The following is an 18,304-nucleotide window of genomic DNA, read 5'->3' as shown; positions in this document are numbered from 1 at the left end:
CTCTTCAAACCGCAACCTCGCTGAATGCGAACCAGTAGAAAAGTATGCCTTACGGTTATGAGGCTCCGGAAGGGGGACCGCGCGGAACCCTGACAACTGAATAAGGTGATTCAGGAATGCCCTGCGCGTAACGACCCTTCGGTTTTTTTTTACCGGCTTTGACAAGGCTGTCTATGACAGCCGTTTGTAAACCCTCTATGTCGGAGTTGCTTTTTCGCAAATCACACGGTGTATCAAACCGGTTGAGTGCTGCGCAGGTCGACGTTCCGTCATCGGTAAATGACTTGCGAACCAGTTCTTGTGGCTGCAGCCGCTCAAGACGATACGGCTTTATCGGGGAGCCTTGGCTAAGCCCGACGTGAGCGCTGATAAGAACGAACAGGCAGGTGGTTGCAAGAACGATGAACCCGTAAGGATGGCGCAGGGCTGTTTGGCTTTTCCCCATCCATGGCAAGGTTACATCTCCTTTATTCGTTCGATCCGCGCCGCTCGTAATATCCCGTTGATTTTGTTTTAGGGTAAGGGCGGACGCCTTGTCCAGCACATAGGGACAAGAAATGCGCTGTCTTTTCAGAAAAAATCGCAATTTTGAATGTGGTTATGAGGCCAATAGGTCAAAGTCGAAACAAATTTTACCGTTTGACGCGGCGGTTATTGTTTCTTAACCTTCGAGCAAGGAATTAACCATAAAGATTACCTGTATTCACGGCGAAAAGGGAGTTTTCCAACTCCTCCTAGGCATGAAGCCGCTCTGCCGTACCGGGACTGATCCGGTATTCTCGTTTCAAATTTATAGCAGTTTTGAGTGTCGGCTTGGGAAACCCATTTTGGTTTCGCTTGGCCGGATGCCGCCAAAACTGACTGCAAACAGGCAAATATACCGGAACGTGGGCCGGTATAAGGATTTGGGGTCGTCTCTTGGGGCATGAACTGCCGTCAGATCAGTCGCGTAAGACGCAGGGCAGCAGCCTTGGCGGACGTTTGCGTTTTGCTGGGCTCGACCAAGAGCAGTGTGAGCTGTTGCGCCGTAACCGCATGACACTTGAGCCCCTGGCTCGTGGCGGCCTGCGCGATCTGATGCTGCGCTTCCAGTCGCTGCCGGACTGTTCTCCGTCATTCGAAAGTGAACACCAGCTTGACCGGCTGCACGATCTGCAAACTGCCCATTGGGGTGTGCTGACCGATGCCCGTTTTGATGCGCTTTATGCAGAGCGTGTGAAGGTTCTGTCCGACAGTGAAACGCGCATGGGTCTCGACCCGCGCTGGAACGTTGCAAGCCACGCCTTGGTGCTGGAGCATCTGCTGGTTGGCCTGATCCAGCAGGGCATGCCGCGTTCGATTTTTCCGGGTTCTCGCAAACGGGTCAACGAACTTGCAGATTTGGTGAAAGCTGTCGTCCGTTTGGTCATGACAGATACGGAAATTGCGGTTTCGCTGCGCTTTAATGAGCAGCGCATCAACCACCAAAAAGAACTGGCACGCTTGCGCAATGAAGAGCAGGCCCGCACCGTCACCATTCTCGAAGGAACATTGCGGGCGATTGCCGATGGCAACCTGTCGGCACGTGTTGCCGATGACGATCTGCCGGAAGCCTACGGCGAGCTTGTGAAGCTGTTTAACTTTGCGCTTGATCGCATTGAAGACGCTGTTGCGGCGGTGAGCAGAAATGCTGACGAGGCCCATGCGCTGAGCAATGACTTCATTCAGGAAGGCAAGGCGCTTTCCGGCAATGCATCGCGGCAGACCGAACGTCTTCAGGATGCCGTCTCGATCATTGAAAATATTCTCTCGGCTTTCAGACATGGCGCTGAAAAGATGGAAACCGCTGAAAAGGCGGTATCTTCAGCAAAACTGTCGGCGCAGGAAAGTGGCCAGGCTGTGGGCGAAGCCATCAATGCCATGTCTGACATTGAAAAGTCCGCCGAACAGATTGGCAAGATCATCGGCACTATCGACGAGATTGCCTTCCAGACCAATCTGCTTGCATTGAATGCCGGCATTGAAGCGGCACGCGCTGGCGACAGTGGCCGTGGCTTTGCTGTTGTCGCGCAGGAAGTTCGCGCCCTCGCGCAACGTTCCGCCGATGCGGCGCGTGAAATTAAAACTCTGGTGAGCGAGACGAAAACGCAAGTCGATTCCGGCGTGAAAACGGTCAACCGCACCCAGAATGCCATCGAAGGTGTTGTCCGTCAGGTCTCTGACGTCAGCGGCATGATTACCGACATGACAGCCATGACTAGCGACAATGTCGGTCACCTGAAATCAGCGGCCAGCGAAATCAATGCTTTGGGTTCCGAAGCCAGCGCGAGTGCGCAGCGCACCGTCAATGTCGCGGCAAAAGCCGATGACCTTCACACGGTTATTCTGGAGCTAGGCCGCACGGTTCGCGAATTCCACATTTCGCACCAGAATTACCATCAGGCTGCAACGGTTGCCGCTCCGAAAACTCAACCGGAGCCGGTCGTGAGCAGCCCGAGATATTTCCAAGAACAGATACAGCAATTCAGACGGCAAGGAGTGAATTGATGGCAGGCAGAAAAAGCACGCAGGCAACATTGCAGTTGAGCGCGGTGCTGGACCTCAACGAAGCGTCGGTACTGCGCGGTAAATTGATGGAGTTGCGCGGCTCTGCGCTTGCCATTGATGCATCGGCAGTCGAGCGGGTTGGCGTTCAATGTGTTCAGGTGCTGATGGCCGGCATCAAGACATGGGAAACCGACGGCAAGGCAATCACATTCGCGAAAGCATCGGATGCTTTTGCAAAAACGCTCCAATTGATCGGCGTCAACATAGATCATCTGCTCCCGAAGGAGATACGGCAATGAAGAAAAAAGTGCTGACGGTGGATGATTCCCGCACGATCCGCAACATGCTGCTGGTAACGCTCAACAATGCCGGTTTCGAGACTGTGCAGGCTGAAGACGGCGTTGAGGGCCTTGAGGTTCTCGAGCAGAGCAATCCGGATGTGATCGTAACCGACATCAACATGCCGCGCCTGGATGGCTTCGGCTTTATCGAAGGTGTGCGCCGGAACGAAAAGTTCCGTGCAGTACCGATCCTGGTGCTGACAACCGAAAGTGATGCGGAAAAGAAGAACCGTGCGCGGCAGGCCGGAGCGACCGGCTGGATCGTCAAGCCCTTCGATCCTGCCAAACTTATTGATGCCATTGAACGTGTAACTGCCTGATACGGGATTTTTCACAATGGATATGAACGAAATCAAAGAAATCTTCTTCCAGGAATGCGAGGAACAGCTCGCCGAACTGGAATCAGGTCTTTTGAAGCTGAACGACGGCGATCGTGATCCCGAGACAGTCAATGCCGTTTTCCGAGCCGTTCATTCCATCAAGGGTGGCGCAGGCGCATTTGGTCTGGACGATCTGGTTGCCTTCGCCCATGTTTTCGAAACCACGCTCGATTGCGTGCGTTCGAACAAGCTTGAGCCTAATCAGGACGTCTTGAAGGTCATGCTGAAGTCGGCAGACGTTCTGGCCGATTTGACCAACGCAGCGCGCGATGGTGGCCAGGTCGAGGCAACCCGCACCCGTGGTCTGGTTAAAGAACTTGAAGCACTTGCGAATGGTGAAATGCCAAGCGCGTCCAGTGCGCCGGAAGCTACTGCGCCAAAAGTCGCAGATGCACCCGCACCAACCGATGAAAGCGGTTTCCAGCCCGTCGCATTCTCCTTCAGTGATTTTGAAGACGATATCACGCCGCTCATGGAGCCGTCGGTATACAATGTCGTGTTCAAGCCAAAGGCATCGCTCTACTCCAAGGGCAATGAGGCCGCTTTGCTGTTGCGCGACCTTTCGCGTCTTGGCGAAATGGGCATCAACTGCGACATGTCCACGCTGCCATCGCTGGAAGATATCGATCCTGAAGCAGCCTATTTTTCCTGGACTATCACCGTAAAGACGGACAAGAGCGCGGAAGACGTTCGCAGCGTGTTCGAGTTTGCAGAGTGGGATTGTGATCTCGAAATCACGTCTCCGGAGCCGGAAGCCACGGCTGAAGAACTGCCAATGGTGCCTGTTCCTTTCGACCTTTCTATCCTGGATGAAGAGGCTATCGAAGAGCCTGCGGTACTGTCTGCTGCTGACGATGCCGTTTCAACCGCTGGTGCTGCAAGCGACGTCTTGAGAAAAGTCTCTGCTGCGGTTGAAAAGAAAGAAGTTGCCAAGGAAGCGGCTGCTCCTGCCAACGCTGCTGCTGCTGCAAATGCCAGTGCTGGCCAGACAATCCGCGTTGACCTTGATCGCGTTGACCGCCTCATCAACCTGGTTGGCGAGTTGGTCATCAATCAGGCGATGTTGTCGCAGAGCGTGATCGAGAACGACACGACCGGCACCTCAGCTGTCAACATGGGTCTGGAAGAACTTCAGCAACTGACCCGCGAAATTCAGGATAGCGTTATGGCTATCCGCGCGCAGCCGGTTAAGCCTGTGTTCCAGCGTATGTCGCGTATCGTCCGCGAAGTTGCCGACATGATCGGCAAACAAATCCGTCTTATTACCGAAGGTGAAAACACCGAAGTGGACAAGACGGTTATCGACAAGCTAGCCGAGCCGCTGACCCACATGATCCGCAATGCCGTCGACCACGGTATTGAAACACCGGAAAAACGCGAAGCTGCCGGAAAGAACCCTGAGGGCACAGTCAAGCTGTCTGCAAAGCACCGTTCTGGCCGCATTCTCATTGAATTGCAGGACGATGGCGCCGGTATCAACCGCGAGCGCGTACGCCAGAAGGCCATCGACAACGATCTGATTGCCGCTGACGCAAACCTGTCGGATGAAGAGATCGACAACCTGATCTTCATGCCGGGCTTCTCCACCGCTGACAAGATTTCCGATATTTCGGGTCGTGGTGTGGGCATGGACGTTGTCAAGCGCTCCATTCAGGCGCTTGGCGGTCGTATCAGCATCACCTCGCGTCCGGGTCTTGGTTCTACCTTTACCATGAGCCTTCCGCTTACACTGGCCGTTCTCGACGGCATGGTGGTTACGGTTGCCGGGCAGACGCTCGTTGTACCTTTGACGGCGATTGTCGAAACACTACAGCCGGAAGCGCAGAGCATCCATTCGTTCGGTGCCAACCAGCGTCTGATCTCGATCCGCAACAGCTTCTGCCCACTGGTGGATGTCGGTCGTATCCTCAACTTCCGCGCAACCCAGGCAAACCCGGTCGAAGGTGTTGCTCTCTTGGTGGAATCTGAAGGTGGCGGCCAGCGCGCCCTGATGGTCGATGCGATCCAGGGCCAGCGCCAGGTGGTTATCAAGTCGCTTGAGGCAAACTACACCCACGTTCCGGGCATTGCTGCTGCAACCATTCTCGGCGACGGTCGCGTTGCTCTTATTCTCGACGTCGATGCCGTAGTTGGCGCATCGCGTGGCCAGTCCCTGAAGCAAGAGATGTCTCTTGCTGCAACCGGTTGAAAGCGGTGATGAATGACGTCGCTCAAGTTGAACGATCAACGACAGTCGCCTGATGAAGTGCTTGCCAGCGGAGAATATCCGCTGACAAGGCGCGATCTGACGGATATTGCGGCGATGATTTACGCCGATGCAGGGATTTATCTCAACGATTCCAAAGCGTCGCTTGTTTATTCTCGCCTGTCGAAGCATATCCGCAATCTTGGCTTGAGTGGGTTCAAGGAATATTGCGCGCTTGTCGCCTCTCCAGAGGGAGCGCAGCCGCGTCGTGAAATGCTGTCGCATCTGACGACCAATTTCACGCGTTTTTTCCGTGAAAACCATCACTTTGACCACCTGCGTGACGAAGTGCTGCCAGGCCTGATCAACCGTGCGAAAGCCGGTGGACGCGTTCGTATATGGTCGGCTGCATGCTCCGACGGGCAGGAGCCCTATTCGATTGCGCTGACGGTCCTGGCGATGTTCCCCAATGTCACGGATTACGATTTCAAGATCCTGGCGACCGATATCGACCCGAAGATTCTCGCATTGGCGCGCGCTGGTGTTTACGATGAAACGGCGCTTGAGACGGTCTCTGCATCCATGCGCAAGCAGTGGTTTACCGAGGTTGATGCTGGTGGTCGTAAGAAGTACCAGATCAGCGACAAGGTAAAACGTCTGATTACGTTCAACGAACTTAATTTGATGACGCAGTGGCCCTTCAAGGGAAATTTCGACATCATCTTCTGCCGCAACGTCGTCATTTATTTTGATGAGCCGACCCAGATGAAAATCTGGAATCGTTTTGCTGGCCTCTTTCCTGAAGGCGGACATCTTTACATCGGTCATTCCGAACGCGTGTCTGGCGACGCCAAAAACGTGTTCGATAATATCGGCATCACCACCTACCGCTATATCGGAAAGGGGAGGAAATAATGGGTGCTCCAGCCAGAGTTCTCGTTGTCGATGATTCTCCGACCATGCGCGGATTGATCACGGCTGTCTTGAAAGCTGACCCGGACGTTCAGGTCGTGGGTCAGGCTGGCGATGCCATGGAAGCGCGTGCTGCAATCAAGCAACTTAATCCTGATGTTGTGACACTTGATATCGAGATGCCAGATATGAATGGCCTCGAATTCCTCGAAAAGATCATGCGCCTGAGACCAATGCCGGTGATCATGGTGTCTACGCTAACGCATCATGGTGCAAATGCATCTCTGACCGCGCTGGAAATCGGGGCTTTTGACTGTGTGGGCAAACCAGCACCTGGCGATCGCAATCCGTTTGGGGATCTTGCCGAAAAGGTGAAGGCTGCCGCACGGTCTCAACTTGTCAGCTATCGCACCGCGCCTGCACCGGTTGCCGAGCGGCCAGCACCACCCAAGGCCATGTCCGTGAATGATTATCGCGGTGGTCGCAAGATCGTGGCAATCGGTTCTTCGACCGGCGGAGTGGAAGCTCTCATTACTGTCTTGCAGAAATTTCCGGCCAATTGCCCACCGACCGTTATCACCCAACATATGCCGCCGACCTTTACCAAGAGCTTTGCAGAACGGCTTAACCGCCTGTGTGCACCGGTGGTGGAAGAGGCAACGGATGGCGCGCGATTGCAGATTGGTAAAATTTACTTAGCGCCCGGTGGGGAGCGGCATTTGCAAGTTGTCAATCACTCTGCGCCAAGTTGCAGGTTGTTGGAGCGGGAGCCGGTAAACGGCCACCGCCCATCGGTCGATGTGCTTTTTGATTCTGTTGCCGAACTGGCAGGCCGAAATGCAGTAGGGGTCATCCTTACCGGCATGGGGCGTGATGGTGCGGCAGGCCTTTTGAAAATGAGGCATGCCGGCGCGCGCACCGTCGGACAGAATGAAAAGACATGTGTCGTATATGGAATGCCAAGAGTGGCCTACGAACTGGGTGCCGTCGAGCAACAGCTGCCGTTAACCGCGATTGGCGAGGAAATTTTGAAGTTAACTGCTGCCCGGAAAGAAGGTTCTGAATAATGTCTATCGCAGAGAAAATCAAAGTTCTGATCGTTGATGATCAGGTAACCAGCCGACTGTTGCTGAGTGACGCGCTGACCCAGCTTGGTTTCAAGCAGATCACGTCCGCCGGTGACGGTGAGCAGGGCATGAAGATTATGGAGCAGCAACCTCACCACCTGGTTATCTCCGACTTCAACATGCCGAAGATGGACGGTCTGGGTTTCCTGCAGGCTGTGCGCACCAACCCGAACACCAAGAAGGCTGCATTCATTATTCTGACGGCGCAGGGTGACCGCGCGCTGGTACAGAAGGCTGCACAGCTGGGTGCCAACAACGTGCTGGCCAAGCCGTTCTCCATCGAAAAAATGAAGGCTGCTATCGAAGCCGTATTCGGATCGCTTAAATGATGGAAGCTGCAGCCAAGCGCGTGCATATCATTCAAGGAGAATACAAGGTCATCAAGGATCCCGATGTGGTTCTGACGACGATCCTGGGTTCGTGCGTGGCTGCGTGTATGAGAGATCCTGTCGCCGGTGTAGGCGGCATGAACCACTTCCTTTTGCCGGGTACGGGGGGAGTGAGCGGCGGGGATGCCACCCGTTACGGTGTCCATCTTATGGAGTTGCTGATCAACGGCCTGCTCAAGCAGGGTGCGCGCAGGGACAGGCTTGAAGCCAAGATCTTTGGCGGCGCAAAAACCATTGCCAGCTTCTCCAATGTCGGTGAGCAGAACGCATTGTTTGCCATGCAGTTTCTGAAGGATGAAGGCATACCGGTGATCAGTTCCTCAACGGGCGGGGATCATGGTCGCAAGGTTGAGTACTGGCCTGTTTCCGGACGGGCCCGCCAACATCCGCTTACCGGTGCGGAAGCGCAAAAAACCGTCGCTTTGGAAGCCCGGCCGCAGCCGGCGCCCAAGCCGGTGGCCAACGATATCGAGTTTTTCTAGTAACGGGGTTATTTTATGTATATTGCCGAGCATTCACGGGTGGCACCATTAGAAGAAGCTCTGCCCGATGTCTTGATGCGCGTTGTGAGTGAACTTCATGACGTTGCCTATCTGATTGAGCGTATCGAACCCCAATTGCTTGAAATGGCCGATGGCGCCATCTCCGAAGATGGTCTGAAACTGCTGCAGGGCATTGACCTTGCAGTCCAGAAAACCCGTGGCCTGGCGGAATTTATCGACACGATTACCGGTACCATTCCAACCGAGTGGGTGATCGACGTCACCACAGCGCTCAGCCTGGTGAAGCTTGCCGAAATGCAGAAGGCTCTGGGCACCGGCTTACGTCACGGCCATTCGCAGCCGCTGGACAAGGTTTCCGGAGACTTCGACCTGTTCTGATCCGGCGGGTGTGAAAGCCCCAATAGCATCAATTTGACAAACCGCACTGCGCGAAACGCTCGCGCAAGCTTCGTCTTCTAGGTTGCCACTAGGACTATTCGGTCTATGACTCCATGAATGACGGTGCGGAACAGAATGAATCTGTTAAATCAAGTCCCTCAGGTCTTAAGAAATATTGCAGCGCTAGGCCAAACGCGCTTGTTGCTCCTTGGTGGCGTTGGTATCGTCTCCATGGTCTTGGTCATTGCGGCGGCTGTTTACGTTAATAAGCCAGCTTACGAAACACTTTATGTCGGCCTCGAAAATGCCGACCTGAACAAGATCAGCCTTGCGCTTGCCGAATCCAACTTCCAGTTTGAAGTCGGCTCCGACGGCACAAGCATCCAGGTGCCGGTTGGCATGACCAGCCGCGCACGCGTACTGCTTGCCGAACGCGGTTTGCCAAACAGCGCCAATGCCGGTTATGAGCTTTTCGACAATGTCGGTTCGCTTGGTCTTACCTCCTTCATGCAGGAAGTAACCCGCGTTCGCGTTCTTGAAGGCGAAATCAGCCGCTCCATCCAGCAGATCAACGGCATCACTGCGGCACGCGTTCACATCGTTATGCCCGATGTGGGTAACTTCCGCCGTGGCGAACAGAAGCCGACGGCTTCCGTTATGATCCGGGCCAGCGCGACAGCAGGTCGCAAGGCTGCGGCTTCTATTCGCCACCTCGTCGCATCGGCAGTGCCTGGACTTGAGGTTGATGATGTCACCATCCTCGACTCGACCGGTCAGCTTCTGGCCTCCGGCGACGATGCTGCCAACGGCGCAATGAGCCGTTCGCTGACACTTGTGCAGTCCGTACAGCAGGAAATTGAAACCAACATTGACAAGGCGCTCGCACCGTTCCTTGGCATGGACAACTTCCGCTCCAGCGTGACTGCACAGTTGAACACCGACAGCCAGCAAATTCAGGAAACCGTCTACGATCCTGAATCACGTGTCGAGCGTTCGGTCAGAACGATCAAGGAAGCACAGAAGTCTCAGGAACGTACCCCTGACACGGCAGCCACGGTTGAACAGAACGTTCCGCAGGCGGCCCCACAAGGTGGTAGCGGTGGTCCTGAATCGTCTGACGAATCCGACAAGAAGGAAGAGCAGACCAACTACGAAATTAACAGCAAGACAATTGCCACGGTTCGTAACAGCTATCAGGTCGAAAAAATCTCCGTCGCTGTCGTGGTCAACAAGGACCGTATCGCCCGTATGGTTGGCGAACCGGTCGACCAAGCCAAGATCGATGCCTATCTCGCCGAGATGCAGAAGATCGTTACCTCTGCGGCGGGCATCTCCTCTGACCGTGGCGACAATGTAACGCTGACCGCCATGACCTTCTTGGAAAGCCAGCTTCTTGATGAAGCACCAAGCGGCCCAAGTTTTATGGAAGTCCTGACACGCAACTCTGCAGGTATCATCAACTCCTTCGCCTTCATCGCTGTGGCTTTCCTCATCGTGTGGCTTGGAATTCGCCCGGTTGTCCGCTCTGTCATGGGCAATGGTTCGGCAAACGCGGAATTGGCACAGGATGCAGCCGGCCTCGAACTGCCAGACTTCTCGCCAGCAATGGGCGGCGGTGGTGGTGGTCTCATGGAAGGCTTTGGTGCAGACTTCGGCTTCGACAGCGCAGACGACCTGCTGTCTGGCGAAGATCCCAACGGCGGCTTCAACCGCCGGGTACGCGAAGGGCCAGAACGTCGCCTGTCGCGTATGGTGGAGATCAGCGAAGAAAGAGCTGCCAAGATACTCCGCAAATGGGCCATCGAAAAGGCCGCTTGATAACAAGGCCGGGTTTTCCCCGGCCTTTTTCCATTCCGGCATTGTTTCGATAATTGACAACTGTCAGCCGCGGTTTTGCCGGACATTAATGATAGGAGCGAAGGAACTTTTTCGGGGAGATGCGCATTATCACCATCACCGAATCGTCTGACGCCAGCCACGCTTACGCAGGGCAGACTTCAAAACCGCCTGAAAAATGTGAGGATGTCTCGGTTTCCAGCGGTATTCCAGAAGATCACAAACCAGATCTGTGCCATGACATGAAACACCAACGCCAGATTGGTACAGCATTCATGGTCTGTTCCATGTCGCCCGGTGAAAGGAGTGGAAATGCCAAATTCTGATAGTGGTATTTCCTTGACCGTCTCCTAGAATGAGGTGATTCGTAGGCTGAAATTTGAAAATGCTTTTGGGCGGCTCAGAGGTGATACCAATGCGTGCACCTCCGGCCGGTCTGGCCTTCCTAAAGGAAACTCATCAGTTGAAGGCAGATGTGGATATTCGCAGACTGACGGTAAAACCGCTGAACCCAGCGGTGCAACCTTCATCGCGGGTACAAGTCATCAGCTGGATGGGCGAGATAGCCGGAACGGGGGACATGTCCGGTTCTCTTGATGTGTTGGCCACCTATGCGGGCGCTTCATATTATATGCTGGCCCGCGAGGATATGTTTCAGGAGAATGGTCTAAGCTTCGTCATCACATCCAACTGGCCATTTGATCTCGTCAAGAAGATTGGTGGTACGCTTGCTGCCAGCCAAGCGCGCGTGAGTGAGATGGAAAAGTGCCTCTCGCTCCTTCAGCCGCAACTGCATATCCTGCCCGATGAGGGATGCATCCCCAAAGGTACGGACCGACAGTATTGCGCAATGACGTTCTGCGTCGGCAACATACGCTTTGCACTTCTGCTGATGTTCCCAGAAGGTACAGTGCCTTCCATGGAGCGTTTGCGTGAAGTCGGCTTGTTGTGCGGCTATAGCGCCAGCTTCGGTATTGGCTATGATCTCAAGGTCGAGCGTGACATTGATCTGACCGAGCGCGAACTTGAATGCCTCTACTGGATTGCCGAAGGCAAGACCAGTGACGAAATGGCGACTATTCTTGGAATTTCGCGTAATACAATCAACAACTACATTACTAGCGTCATGCGTAAAACCGCGACGAAAACCCGCTCCGAAGCAATCGCTTACGCGGTTCGTAACAATCTTGTTTGATGGTTGATTGATGGCTTATTCGAGAGACACCACCACGGATGAGCAAGGCGGAGTACAGATTGTCCGCGTCAGCCGCACGTCCAATCGATCAGATCTTTTTCCAATGTTGATTGGTATGCAGAAGGAAATGGGGGCAAGAAATTTTGCCGTCTTCCGTGCTGCGATTTCAAGCTTTCCCAACAAGCGCAAGCTGGTGTGTGAACTCGAGAACTGGGGAATGGGCGCAGCCGAGCAGACCAATGCTCTGGTTTCGGCACTCGGCACCACACTTCTGGAGCATATTGACGGCTCGTTGCTGCCACTGATCTGGTCTACCGATCAGGGCAAGGGCATTTCCATAACACCTGAAATGGTGCCGATGTTAAAGCAGGCCGACAATACCGATCTGCCCTATGCAGGTGTGGCCCTGCCGATCAAACTCGGCAACATCGGTAATGGTCTGGTTGTCTTCTGCGGCACGGCTCTCGAGCTCGACTGCGGCACGACCATTGATCACCACCTGAAGTGCTGTCAGGTGATGATTGATCTTCTGGCGCTGGATGAGCGCCGCTCGACTCCGACAGAAGCGCTAAGCGAGCGCGAAATTGCCTGCTTGCAATTGGCAGGTGATGGCAAGATCAGTGAAGAAATCGCCGTCAAGCTTGGCCTGTCCGTTCACACGGTCAACGCCTATCTTGGCTCAGCGACAATCAAGCTTGATTCCGTCAATCGAATTCAAGCAATCGCCAAAGCAATTCGCATGGGCTACATTCATTAATTGTAGTATTATCTGCGTTTTGAAGTATTGCTGAATATTAGAAATTGATATTTGTCACCTAATCAAGTCACCTTGAATATTAGCGGATTAGTTATTTTTTGAAATTTTTTCAATTTTAACGATTTCCCCTTACGATGCTTCAATCGTAAAAAATTGGGGAACTCCGAGATGAAGAAGCTCCTTTCTGCACCCGTCGCAGTGCAAATCATTGCTTTGACAGCCTGCCTCGTTCTTTTGGGTATCGCGGCCATCGGTGTCTCGACCTATGTCAGTCTCGAAGAAGACGTCATGGAGACGGCGGAGATCCAGACGAACAGTGCAGCCCGCGCCATGGCGGTTCTCTATGAGCTGAAGGTTGGTGGTGCCACGTTGAACATCGATAATGGAAACCTTGTCAGTGTTGATCGTGCAAGCATCGGTACATTGCGTGATACGGATCTGGTGGATCGCACGGCACTGATCATCGGTGGCGTTTCCACAGTGTTCCAGAAGCAGGGCGAAGATTTCGTCCGCATGTCTACAAATGTTAAGAAGGAAAACGGCGAGCGTGCTATCGGCACCAAGCTGGCAACCGACAGCCAAGCCTATGCAAAAATCAGCAAGGGTGAAGTCTACATTGGCAAAGCGACCCTGTTTGGCAGCGAATACATGACCGGCTACATCCCGGTAAAATCCAAGTCGGGCGCGCCTGTCGGCATCCTGTTTGTCGGTATTCCAATGCAAGTATTCTTCGATCATCTGGCTGGGCTTCAGACTATGATCCTGCTTTCCAGCGCGCTTGTCATGGGCGCCGTGGGCCTGTTGGGTTACTTCGTCATCCGTCGCGCACTGCGTCCCCTCGGTGTGCTCACTGGTGCCGTCAATTCGCTTTCGAGCGGCAATCTCGATACTGTCATCCCCTATGCAGATCGATCCAATGAGTTTGGCAATATTGCCAAAGCGTTGGAAGTGTTCCGCACCAACGCGCATGAGAAGCTGGTTATAGAAGGTCGCAGTGAGGCAGACCGGATAGCCGCTGATGAAGAACGCGCCCGCAACGATGATGAAAAGCGCACACTCGATCAGCAGATCGAATTTGCGGTGACCGAACTTGCGTCTGGTCTGGCGCGCCTGTCACAAGGTGACCTGACCCGCACACTTGACAAGCCATTCTCCGGCCGTCTTGATCAACTGCGCATGGACTTCAACACGTCGCTCGCTCATTTGAAAAACGTCTTGCAGCAAATCCGCGAACGTACGCTGACCATTCAGCACAATGGCGACGAAATGCTGCAATCTTCAAACGATCTTTCGCGTCGCACGGAATCGCAGGCAGCGTCTCTGGAACAAACCGCCGCCGCTGTCGAAGAAATCACCATCACGGTCAAATCGTCGGCTGAGCGCGCCCGTGAAGCCAATCAGGCTGTCAACCGCACCCGCCAGAGTGCCGATAGTTCCGGCACGGTGGTGAGCAATGCCGTCGCCGCTATGGGCCGTATCGAAGACGCTTCCAAGAAGATCGAGCAGATCATCGAGGTCATCGATGACATCGCCTTCCAGACGAACCTGTTGGCGTTGAATGCCGGTATTGAGGCAGCACGCGCGGGCGAGGCTGGCAAAGGTTTTGCGGTCGTGGCGCAGGAAGTGCGCGAACTGGCACAGCGCTCCGCCGATGCGGCGCGTGAAATCAAGGGTCTCATCAACCAATCCAGCAATGAAGTTGAGACCGGCGCATTGCTGGTGCAGCAGGCTGGTGAAGTTCTGTCTGAAATCAGCGGTCAGATCGTGGATGTCAGCAAACATGTTGAAACCATCGCAACCGCTGCGCAGGACCAGTCATCTGCGCTGCATGAGGTCAACAGCTCCGTCAACCAGATGGACCAGATGACCCAGCAGAATGCAGCCATGGCAGAAGAATCCAGTGCCGCAAGCCAGATGTTGGCCAATGAGGTGCAGGAGCTTCTGGCCCTTGTGCAGCAGTTCCGCATCGAACAGGCATCGCAATCCTACGGCGGTGAGCACTTTGCACGCGTAGCCTGATCCATTCGAAGAAATCGCCAAAATAACAAATGCCCCGCACGTAATTGCGGGGCATTTTTATTGGCAGGGTATTTCCAGGACCTTATTCTGCTGCTGCACGAATACGCGCTGAAAGCTGCGTCATGTAAGCGCGCAGCACCGCAGGCCGCACCGGCTTGTGCTGAATGGTGATGTTGTGTTTTTCGGCCTCGTTGCGCACCTCTGGTGTGCGATCGGCCGTGATCAATAGCGCAGGGATGTCCGCCTTATAGAGTGCGCGTAAAAGCAGGATGGCACCAACACCACTGCCATCGCCGAGATGATAGTCGGCGATAATCAGGTCTGGCGGCTGTGGTGATGTCACGGGCAACAGATCAAGCGCAGCAATCGCATCGGCCTGTAGCACCTCGCAGCCCCAGCCGCTGATCAGCAGCGCCATGCCCTCAAGGATTTTCGGCTCATTGTCGATGCACAGCACCCGCAAACCGACCAGCGGTTCGTGCATGCCCCCGGCATTGCCGATTGGCAGGGCGGTGACGCTGGTATTCTCGGACTTGTCGCGCGGCAGGCTGATACGGAAGGTCGTGCCTTTACTGAGCGTCGAAGAAAGCTGCACAGGGTGGTTCAGCACACGAGAAATGCGATCCACGATAGAAAGCCCCAACCCGAGCCCAGTTGCCGTTCTGGCGCCTTCCTCAAGGCGCGCAAACTCTTTAAAGACAGTGCGGAACTTGGAGGCTGGAATGCCGATGCCGGAATCCATCACCTGCAGCACAACATTCTTCCCGTCACCGCGCACACCGACAAGTACTTTGCCCGACAGCGTATATTTGATGGCGTTAGAAACCAGGTTTTGCACCAAGCGACGCAGCAGGTTCGGGTCGGAGCGCACGGAAAGCGAGGTCGGCATGACAACCAGCTTCAGATTTTTTTCGCGGGCAATCGGTGCGAAGTCCGTCTCGATCCGCCGCAGCAGATCATTGAGCGGCACAGATGCAAAGCGGGGTTTCATGGCGCCGGTATCAAGGCGGGAAATGTCGAGAACTGCGCCGAGGATCGTTTCCACGGATTCGAGCGACGAGTCGATATTCTGCACCAGTGTGCTGTCATCGGACGTGCCTAGCCGCTCAACAAGTGCCGAAGAATAAAGCCGCGCGGCGTTGAGCGGCTGTAGAATGTCGTGGCCGGCTGCCGCAAAGAACCGGGTTTTGCCGATATTGGCTTCATCGGCAAGGGCGCGTGCTTCGGCGAGTTCACAATTCACCCGCGTCAACTCGCTGGTGCGCTCCGCCACCCTCTGTTCGAGTGTCTCATTGGCCTGCTGTAGGGCGCGGTCGACGGCCACCCGTTCGGTAATATCTGTGAAGGTCGCGACGATGCCGGTGTCCGGCATCGCGTTGGAGCGGACTTCAATGATCCGTCCGCTCTGCGACAGGACTATCGAGAATGGCATGTCGAGTGTCAGGAAGTTGCCGATAAGCTGATCGGAATCCCGCGAAGTAACATCACCGCGCGCCTGCAGCATGGCGACAATGTCGGAAAGCGGCAGACCGACACGACCAAACTGTTCCGGCAGGTCAAGCAGGGTTCTGAAACGCCTGTTCCAGATGGTCAGTTGGTGGGAGCTGTCAAAAACCGCAATGCCCTGATCCATCTGTGCAAGCGCAGTTTGCAGCATGTCCTGATTATACTGCAGCGCTTCGCTGGCCTGATCGAGCAACCAGGCCGTATCGGCATTGGTATCTTCCGCCTTTTGCAGGATAAGCGACAGCACAAGCCGTGCGGATGACGAGCCGATGGCGCTGCCGAGCAACTGTTCGGAGAAATGGATAAGGGCCATATCGGCTGGCTGATCGTCATCCAGCTTTCGTCCGGCGGTTTTTTCATAGGTAGCCAGTGAACGCTGCATGCGCTCTTCGCCGAGATAACGGGCCACTGCACTTTTAAGGTCGCCAACACTGACCCGTGTTTTCCAGCCACGTGTCGCAAACTGCGATCGGGAGTGACGTTTGACGAAAATGCCGGATTGGATGCGCTCCACCGGCCGTGGATTGCGCGACAGGGAGCCCAGGATAAAGGCTAGACTGTTGACGATCAGGCTAAGGATAACCGAGTTGACAAGCGGATCATGGTTTTCCGGATTGAACAGCGACAGGCCAGGAAACACGAAACCGAGAATGCTTGCCGCAACCCGTGAATAGTCGGGTCCGCCAAGGCTTGGCAAAAACAGCAGGTAGGCCCAGACCAGAAAACCTGACACCAGACCGGCAATGGCACCGCGCGCATTTGCTCTGCGCCACAACAGGCCACCAAATAGCGACGGCGCCATCTGCGCGATAGCTGCAAAGGCGAGAAGGCCGATCGACGCGAGACCGGTGGTGCTGTCGGCAGCGCGGTAATAGGCATATCCCAACAATAGAACGGCAAAAATCGCGGTGCGGCGGATGTTCAGCAGCGTCTTGGCAAAATCGGCGCGATGCGTGGTGCGGCTCATCAGCTTGTGGCGCAGGAAAATCGGCATCACGATGTCGTTGGAAATCATGATGGAAAGTGCGACCGACGCTACGATTACCATGGCGGTGGCCGCAGAAAACCCGCCGATGAACGTGATCAGCGTGACAACAGGCATTTGTCCAGTCAGCGGCAGTTGCAGCACATACAGATCTGCCTCGCCAGCATTGCCGAGTGTGATCACACCCGCCATGGCGATGGGTAGCACAAACACATTGATGGCGACGAGGTAGAGCGGCAGCAGAAAGCCTGCCATGCGCAGTTCTTCGCTGGTGCGGTTTTCAACAACGGTGACATGAAACTGGCGCGGCAGCATGATGATCGCAAAGGATGACAGCATGGTCAGCACGATCCAGCGGCTGATCGGCGTTTGATAGGTCAGCGCTGCCATGGCCTGCTCGTTTTGCCGGGTCAGTTCCCAAAGCTGCACAGGACCGTCAAACAGGAAAAATATTACGTAGATGCCGGCCGTGCAGATCGCCAAAAGCTTGACGAGCGACTCCATCGAGATGGCCAGGATAAGCCCGTCCTGATGTTCGGTCGCATCGGTGTGGCGCGTGCCGAAAATCACCGCAAAACCCGCCATCAACACGGTGACGATGAAGGCAAGGTCGAGAAAGTAGAGATTACCGCTGCCAATGCCATAATCGGATGGGTTGACCATGGCGGCAACCGAGTTGGAAACCGCCTTCAGCTGTAGCGCGATGTAGGGAATGGCTCCGATCAGCGAGATCAACGCTACGATGATTGAGACGGCTGAGTTCTTGCCATAGCGCGCTGCGATAAAGTCAGCAACAGATGTCAGTTTCTCGGCCTTAGCCAATTGAATGATGCGCCTGATAACCGGCATGCCGATGGTGAAGGCAAGCACCGGACCGATATAGATGGCTAGAAATTCCAGCCCGTGTGTTGCTGCAAGTCCAACACCACCGAAGTACGTCCAGGACGTGCAATAAATCGCCAGGCTGAGCGCATAGACGATCGGGCGGCCGCGTTTGGAAACACTTGTCCTGCGGCTGTTGCGGTCACCAAGACTGGCGACAACAAACAACAGCAGAATATAGGCAAATGCCGCAACTAAGATAATCCACCCGGGAAGCACATGTCCTCCATCGCCCGGTAAAAATGACAGGCTTTCATGATCCTCCGAGGCAAACCATAGGACAAATGCACGAGGTTGGAAATTACTCTTTGGTCGTCAATGGTTTGGCGTTGGCTAGATAATCACGCGCATAGATAGAGAAGCATTTAAACTTCGGTTTAGCA

General features: G+C 54.7%; 16 protein-coding genes. 14 read left to right on the top strand and 2 right to left on the bottom strand.

Translation table 11 applies throughout. The features are described from left to right. Positions 1 to 55: 55 nt before the first annotated feature. Positions 56 to 586 (bottom strand): hypothetical protein, encoded by a 531-nt coding sequence (locus M2418_RS15760; protein WP_259147747.1) that lies wholly within the window; start codon positions 584 to 586, stop codon positions 56 to 58. A gap of 332 nt (positions 587 to 918) precedes the next feature. Here M2418_RS15760 and M2418_RS15755 point away from each other — a divergent pair, with 332 nt between their 5' ends. The 14 genes from M2418_RS15755 (at position 919) to M2418_RS15690 (ending at position 14,548) form a co-directional block, all read left to right on the top strand. Then, positions 919 to 2,526 (top strand): methyl-accepting chemotaxis protein, encoded by a 1,608-nt coding sequence (locus M2418_RS15755; protein ID WP_259147746.1) that lies wholly within the window; start codon positions 919 to 921, stop codon positions 2,524 to 2,526. Next, a complete protein-coding gene (locus tag M2418_RS15750) occupies positions 2,526 to 2,825 on the top strand; it encodes an STAS domain-containing protein (protein WP_192486818.1) in 300 nt (99 codons plus the stop codon). Before M2418_RS15755 ends, M2418_RS15750 begins: the two co-directional genes overlap by 1 nt. Then, positions 2,822 to 3,187 carry a chemotaxis response regulator CheY1 gene (cheY1, locus tag M2418_RS15745; protein ID WP_250983432.1) on the top strand — a complete coding sequence of 122 codons (366 nt, stop codon included), beginning with the start codon at positions 2,822 to 2,824 and terminating at the stop codon, positions 3,185 to 3,187. Before M2418_RS15750 ends, cheY1 begins: the two co-directional genes overlap by 4 nt. 16 nt (positions 3,188 to 3,203) lie before the next feature. Further along, the gene (locus M2418_RS15740) at positions 3,204 to 5,435 is read left to right on the top strand and encodes a chemotaxis protein CheA (RefSeq protein ID WP_250983433.1); all 2,232 of its coding nucleotides are present in this window, start codon (positions 3,204 to 3,206) and stop codon (positions 5,433 to 5,435) included. 12 nt (positions 5,436 to 5,447) lie between these two features. Then, the gene (cheR, locus tag M2418_RS15735; RefSeq protein WP_192486821.1) at positions 5,448 to 6,347 is read left to right on the top strand and encodes a protein-glutamate O-methyltransferase CheR; all 900 of its coding nucleotides are present in this window, start codon (positions 5,448 to 5,450) and stop codon (positions 6,345 to 6,347) included. Next, positions 6,347 to 7,411, top strand: coding sequence for a protein-glutamate O-methylesterase CheB (gene cheB, locus M2418_RS15730; RefSeq protein WP_192486822.1), 1,065 nt, complete (start codon positions 6,347 to 6,349; stop codon positions 7,409 to 7,411). The genes cheR and cheB overlap by 1 nt, the downstream gene beginning before the upstream one ends. Beyond that, a complete protein-coding gene (locus tag M2418_RS15725) occupies positions 7,411 to 7,800 on the top strand; it encodes a response regulator (RefSeq protein WP_192486823.1) in 390 nt (129 codons plus the stop codon). Before cheB ends, M2418_RS15725 begins: the two co-directional genes overlap by 1 nt. After that, positions 7,797 to 8,342 carry a chemoreceptor glutamine deamidase CheD gene (gene cheD, locus M2418_RS15720; protein WP_192486824.1) on the top strand — a complete coding sequence of 182 codons (546 nt, stop codon included), beginning with the start codon at positions 7,797 to 7,799 and terminating at the stop codon, positions 8,340 to 8,342. The genes M2418_RS15725 and cheD overlap by 4 nt, the downstream gene beginning before the upstream one ends. A gap of 15 nt (positions 8,343 to 8,357) precedes the next feature. Beyond that, on the top strand, positions 8,358 to 8,741 hold the full coding sequence (locus M2418_RS15715) for a hypothetical protein (protein WP_259147745.1): 384 nt from the start codon (positions 8,358 to 8,360) through the stop codon (positions 8,739 to 8,741). A 135-nt stretch (positions 8,742 to 8,876) separates the two neighbouring features. Continuing rightward, positions 8,877 to 10,559 (top strand): flagellar basal-body MS-ring/collar protein FliF, encoded by a 1,683-nt coding sequence (fliF, locus tag M2418_RS15710; RefSeq protein ID WP_250983435.1) that lies wholly within the window; start codon positions 8,877 to 8,879, stop codon positions 10,557 to 10,559. A gap of 119 nt (positions 10,560 to 10,678) precedes the next feature. After that, positions 10,679 to 10,903: a hypothetical protein gene (locus M2418_RS15705; RefSeq protein WP_259147744.1), complete on the top strand. Its 225-nt coding sequence runs from the start codon at positions 10,679 to 10,681 to the stop codon at positions 10,901 to 10,903. 89 nt (positions 10,904 to 10,992) lie between these two features. After that, positions 10,993 to 11,772 (top strand): transcriptional regulator VisN, encoded by a 780-nt coding sequence (gene visN / locus M2418_RS15700; protein WP_405049437.1) that lies wholly within the window; start codon positions 10,993 to 10,995, stop codon positions 11,770 to 11,772. Positions 11,773 to 11,782: 10 nt separating this feature from the next. Beyond that, the gene (visR, locus tag M2418_RS15695) at positions 11,783 to 12,529 is read left to right on the top strand and encodes a transcriptional regulator VisR (RefSeq protein WP_192486828.1); all 747 of its coding nucleotides are present in this window, start codon (positions 11,783 to 11,785) and stop codon (positions 12,527 to 12,529) included. A 168-nt stretch (positions 12,530 to 12,697) separates the two neighbouring features. Further along, complete coding sequence (locus M2418_RS15690; protein ID WP_259147742.1) at positions 12,698 to 14,548, top strand: methyl-accepting chemotaxis protein; 1,851 nt, start codon at positions 12,698 to 12,700, stop codon at positions 14,546 to 14,548. Positions 14,549 to 14,630: 82 nt separating this feature from the next. On the opposite strand, the gene M2418_RS15685 is transcribed toward M2418_RS15690, so the two are convergent. Further along, positions 14,631 to 18,140 carry a PAS-domain containing protein gene (locus M2418_RS15685; RefSeq protein WP_259147741.1) on the bottom strand — a complete coding sequence of 1,170 codons (3,510 nt, stop codon included), beginning with the start codon at positions 18,138 to 18,140 and terminating at the stop codon, positions 14,631 to 14,633. Positions 18,141 to 18,304: the final 164 nt, after the last annotated feature.

Source organism: Rhizobium sp. BIGb0125, assembly GCF_024810055.1.
Classification (GTDB): Bacteria; Pseudomonadota; Alphaproteobacteria; order Rhizobiales; family Rhizobiaceae; genus Agrobacterium.
The sequence above is the reverse complement of the archived record's forward strand: the minus strand, read 5'-3'. Positions and strand labels throughout refer to the sequence as shown.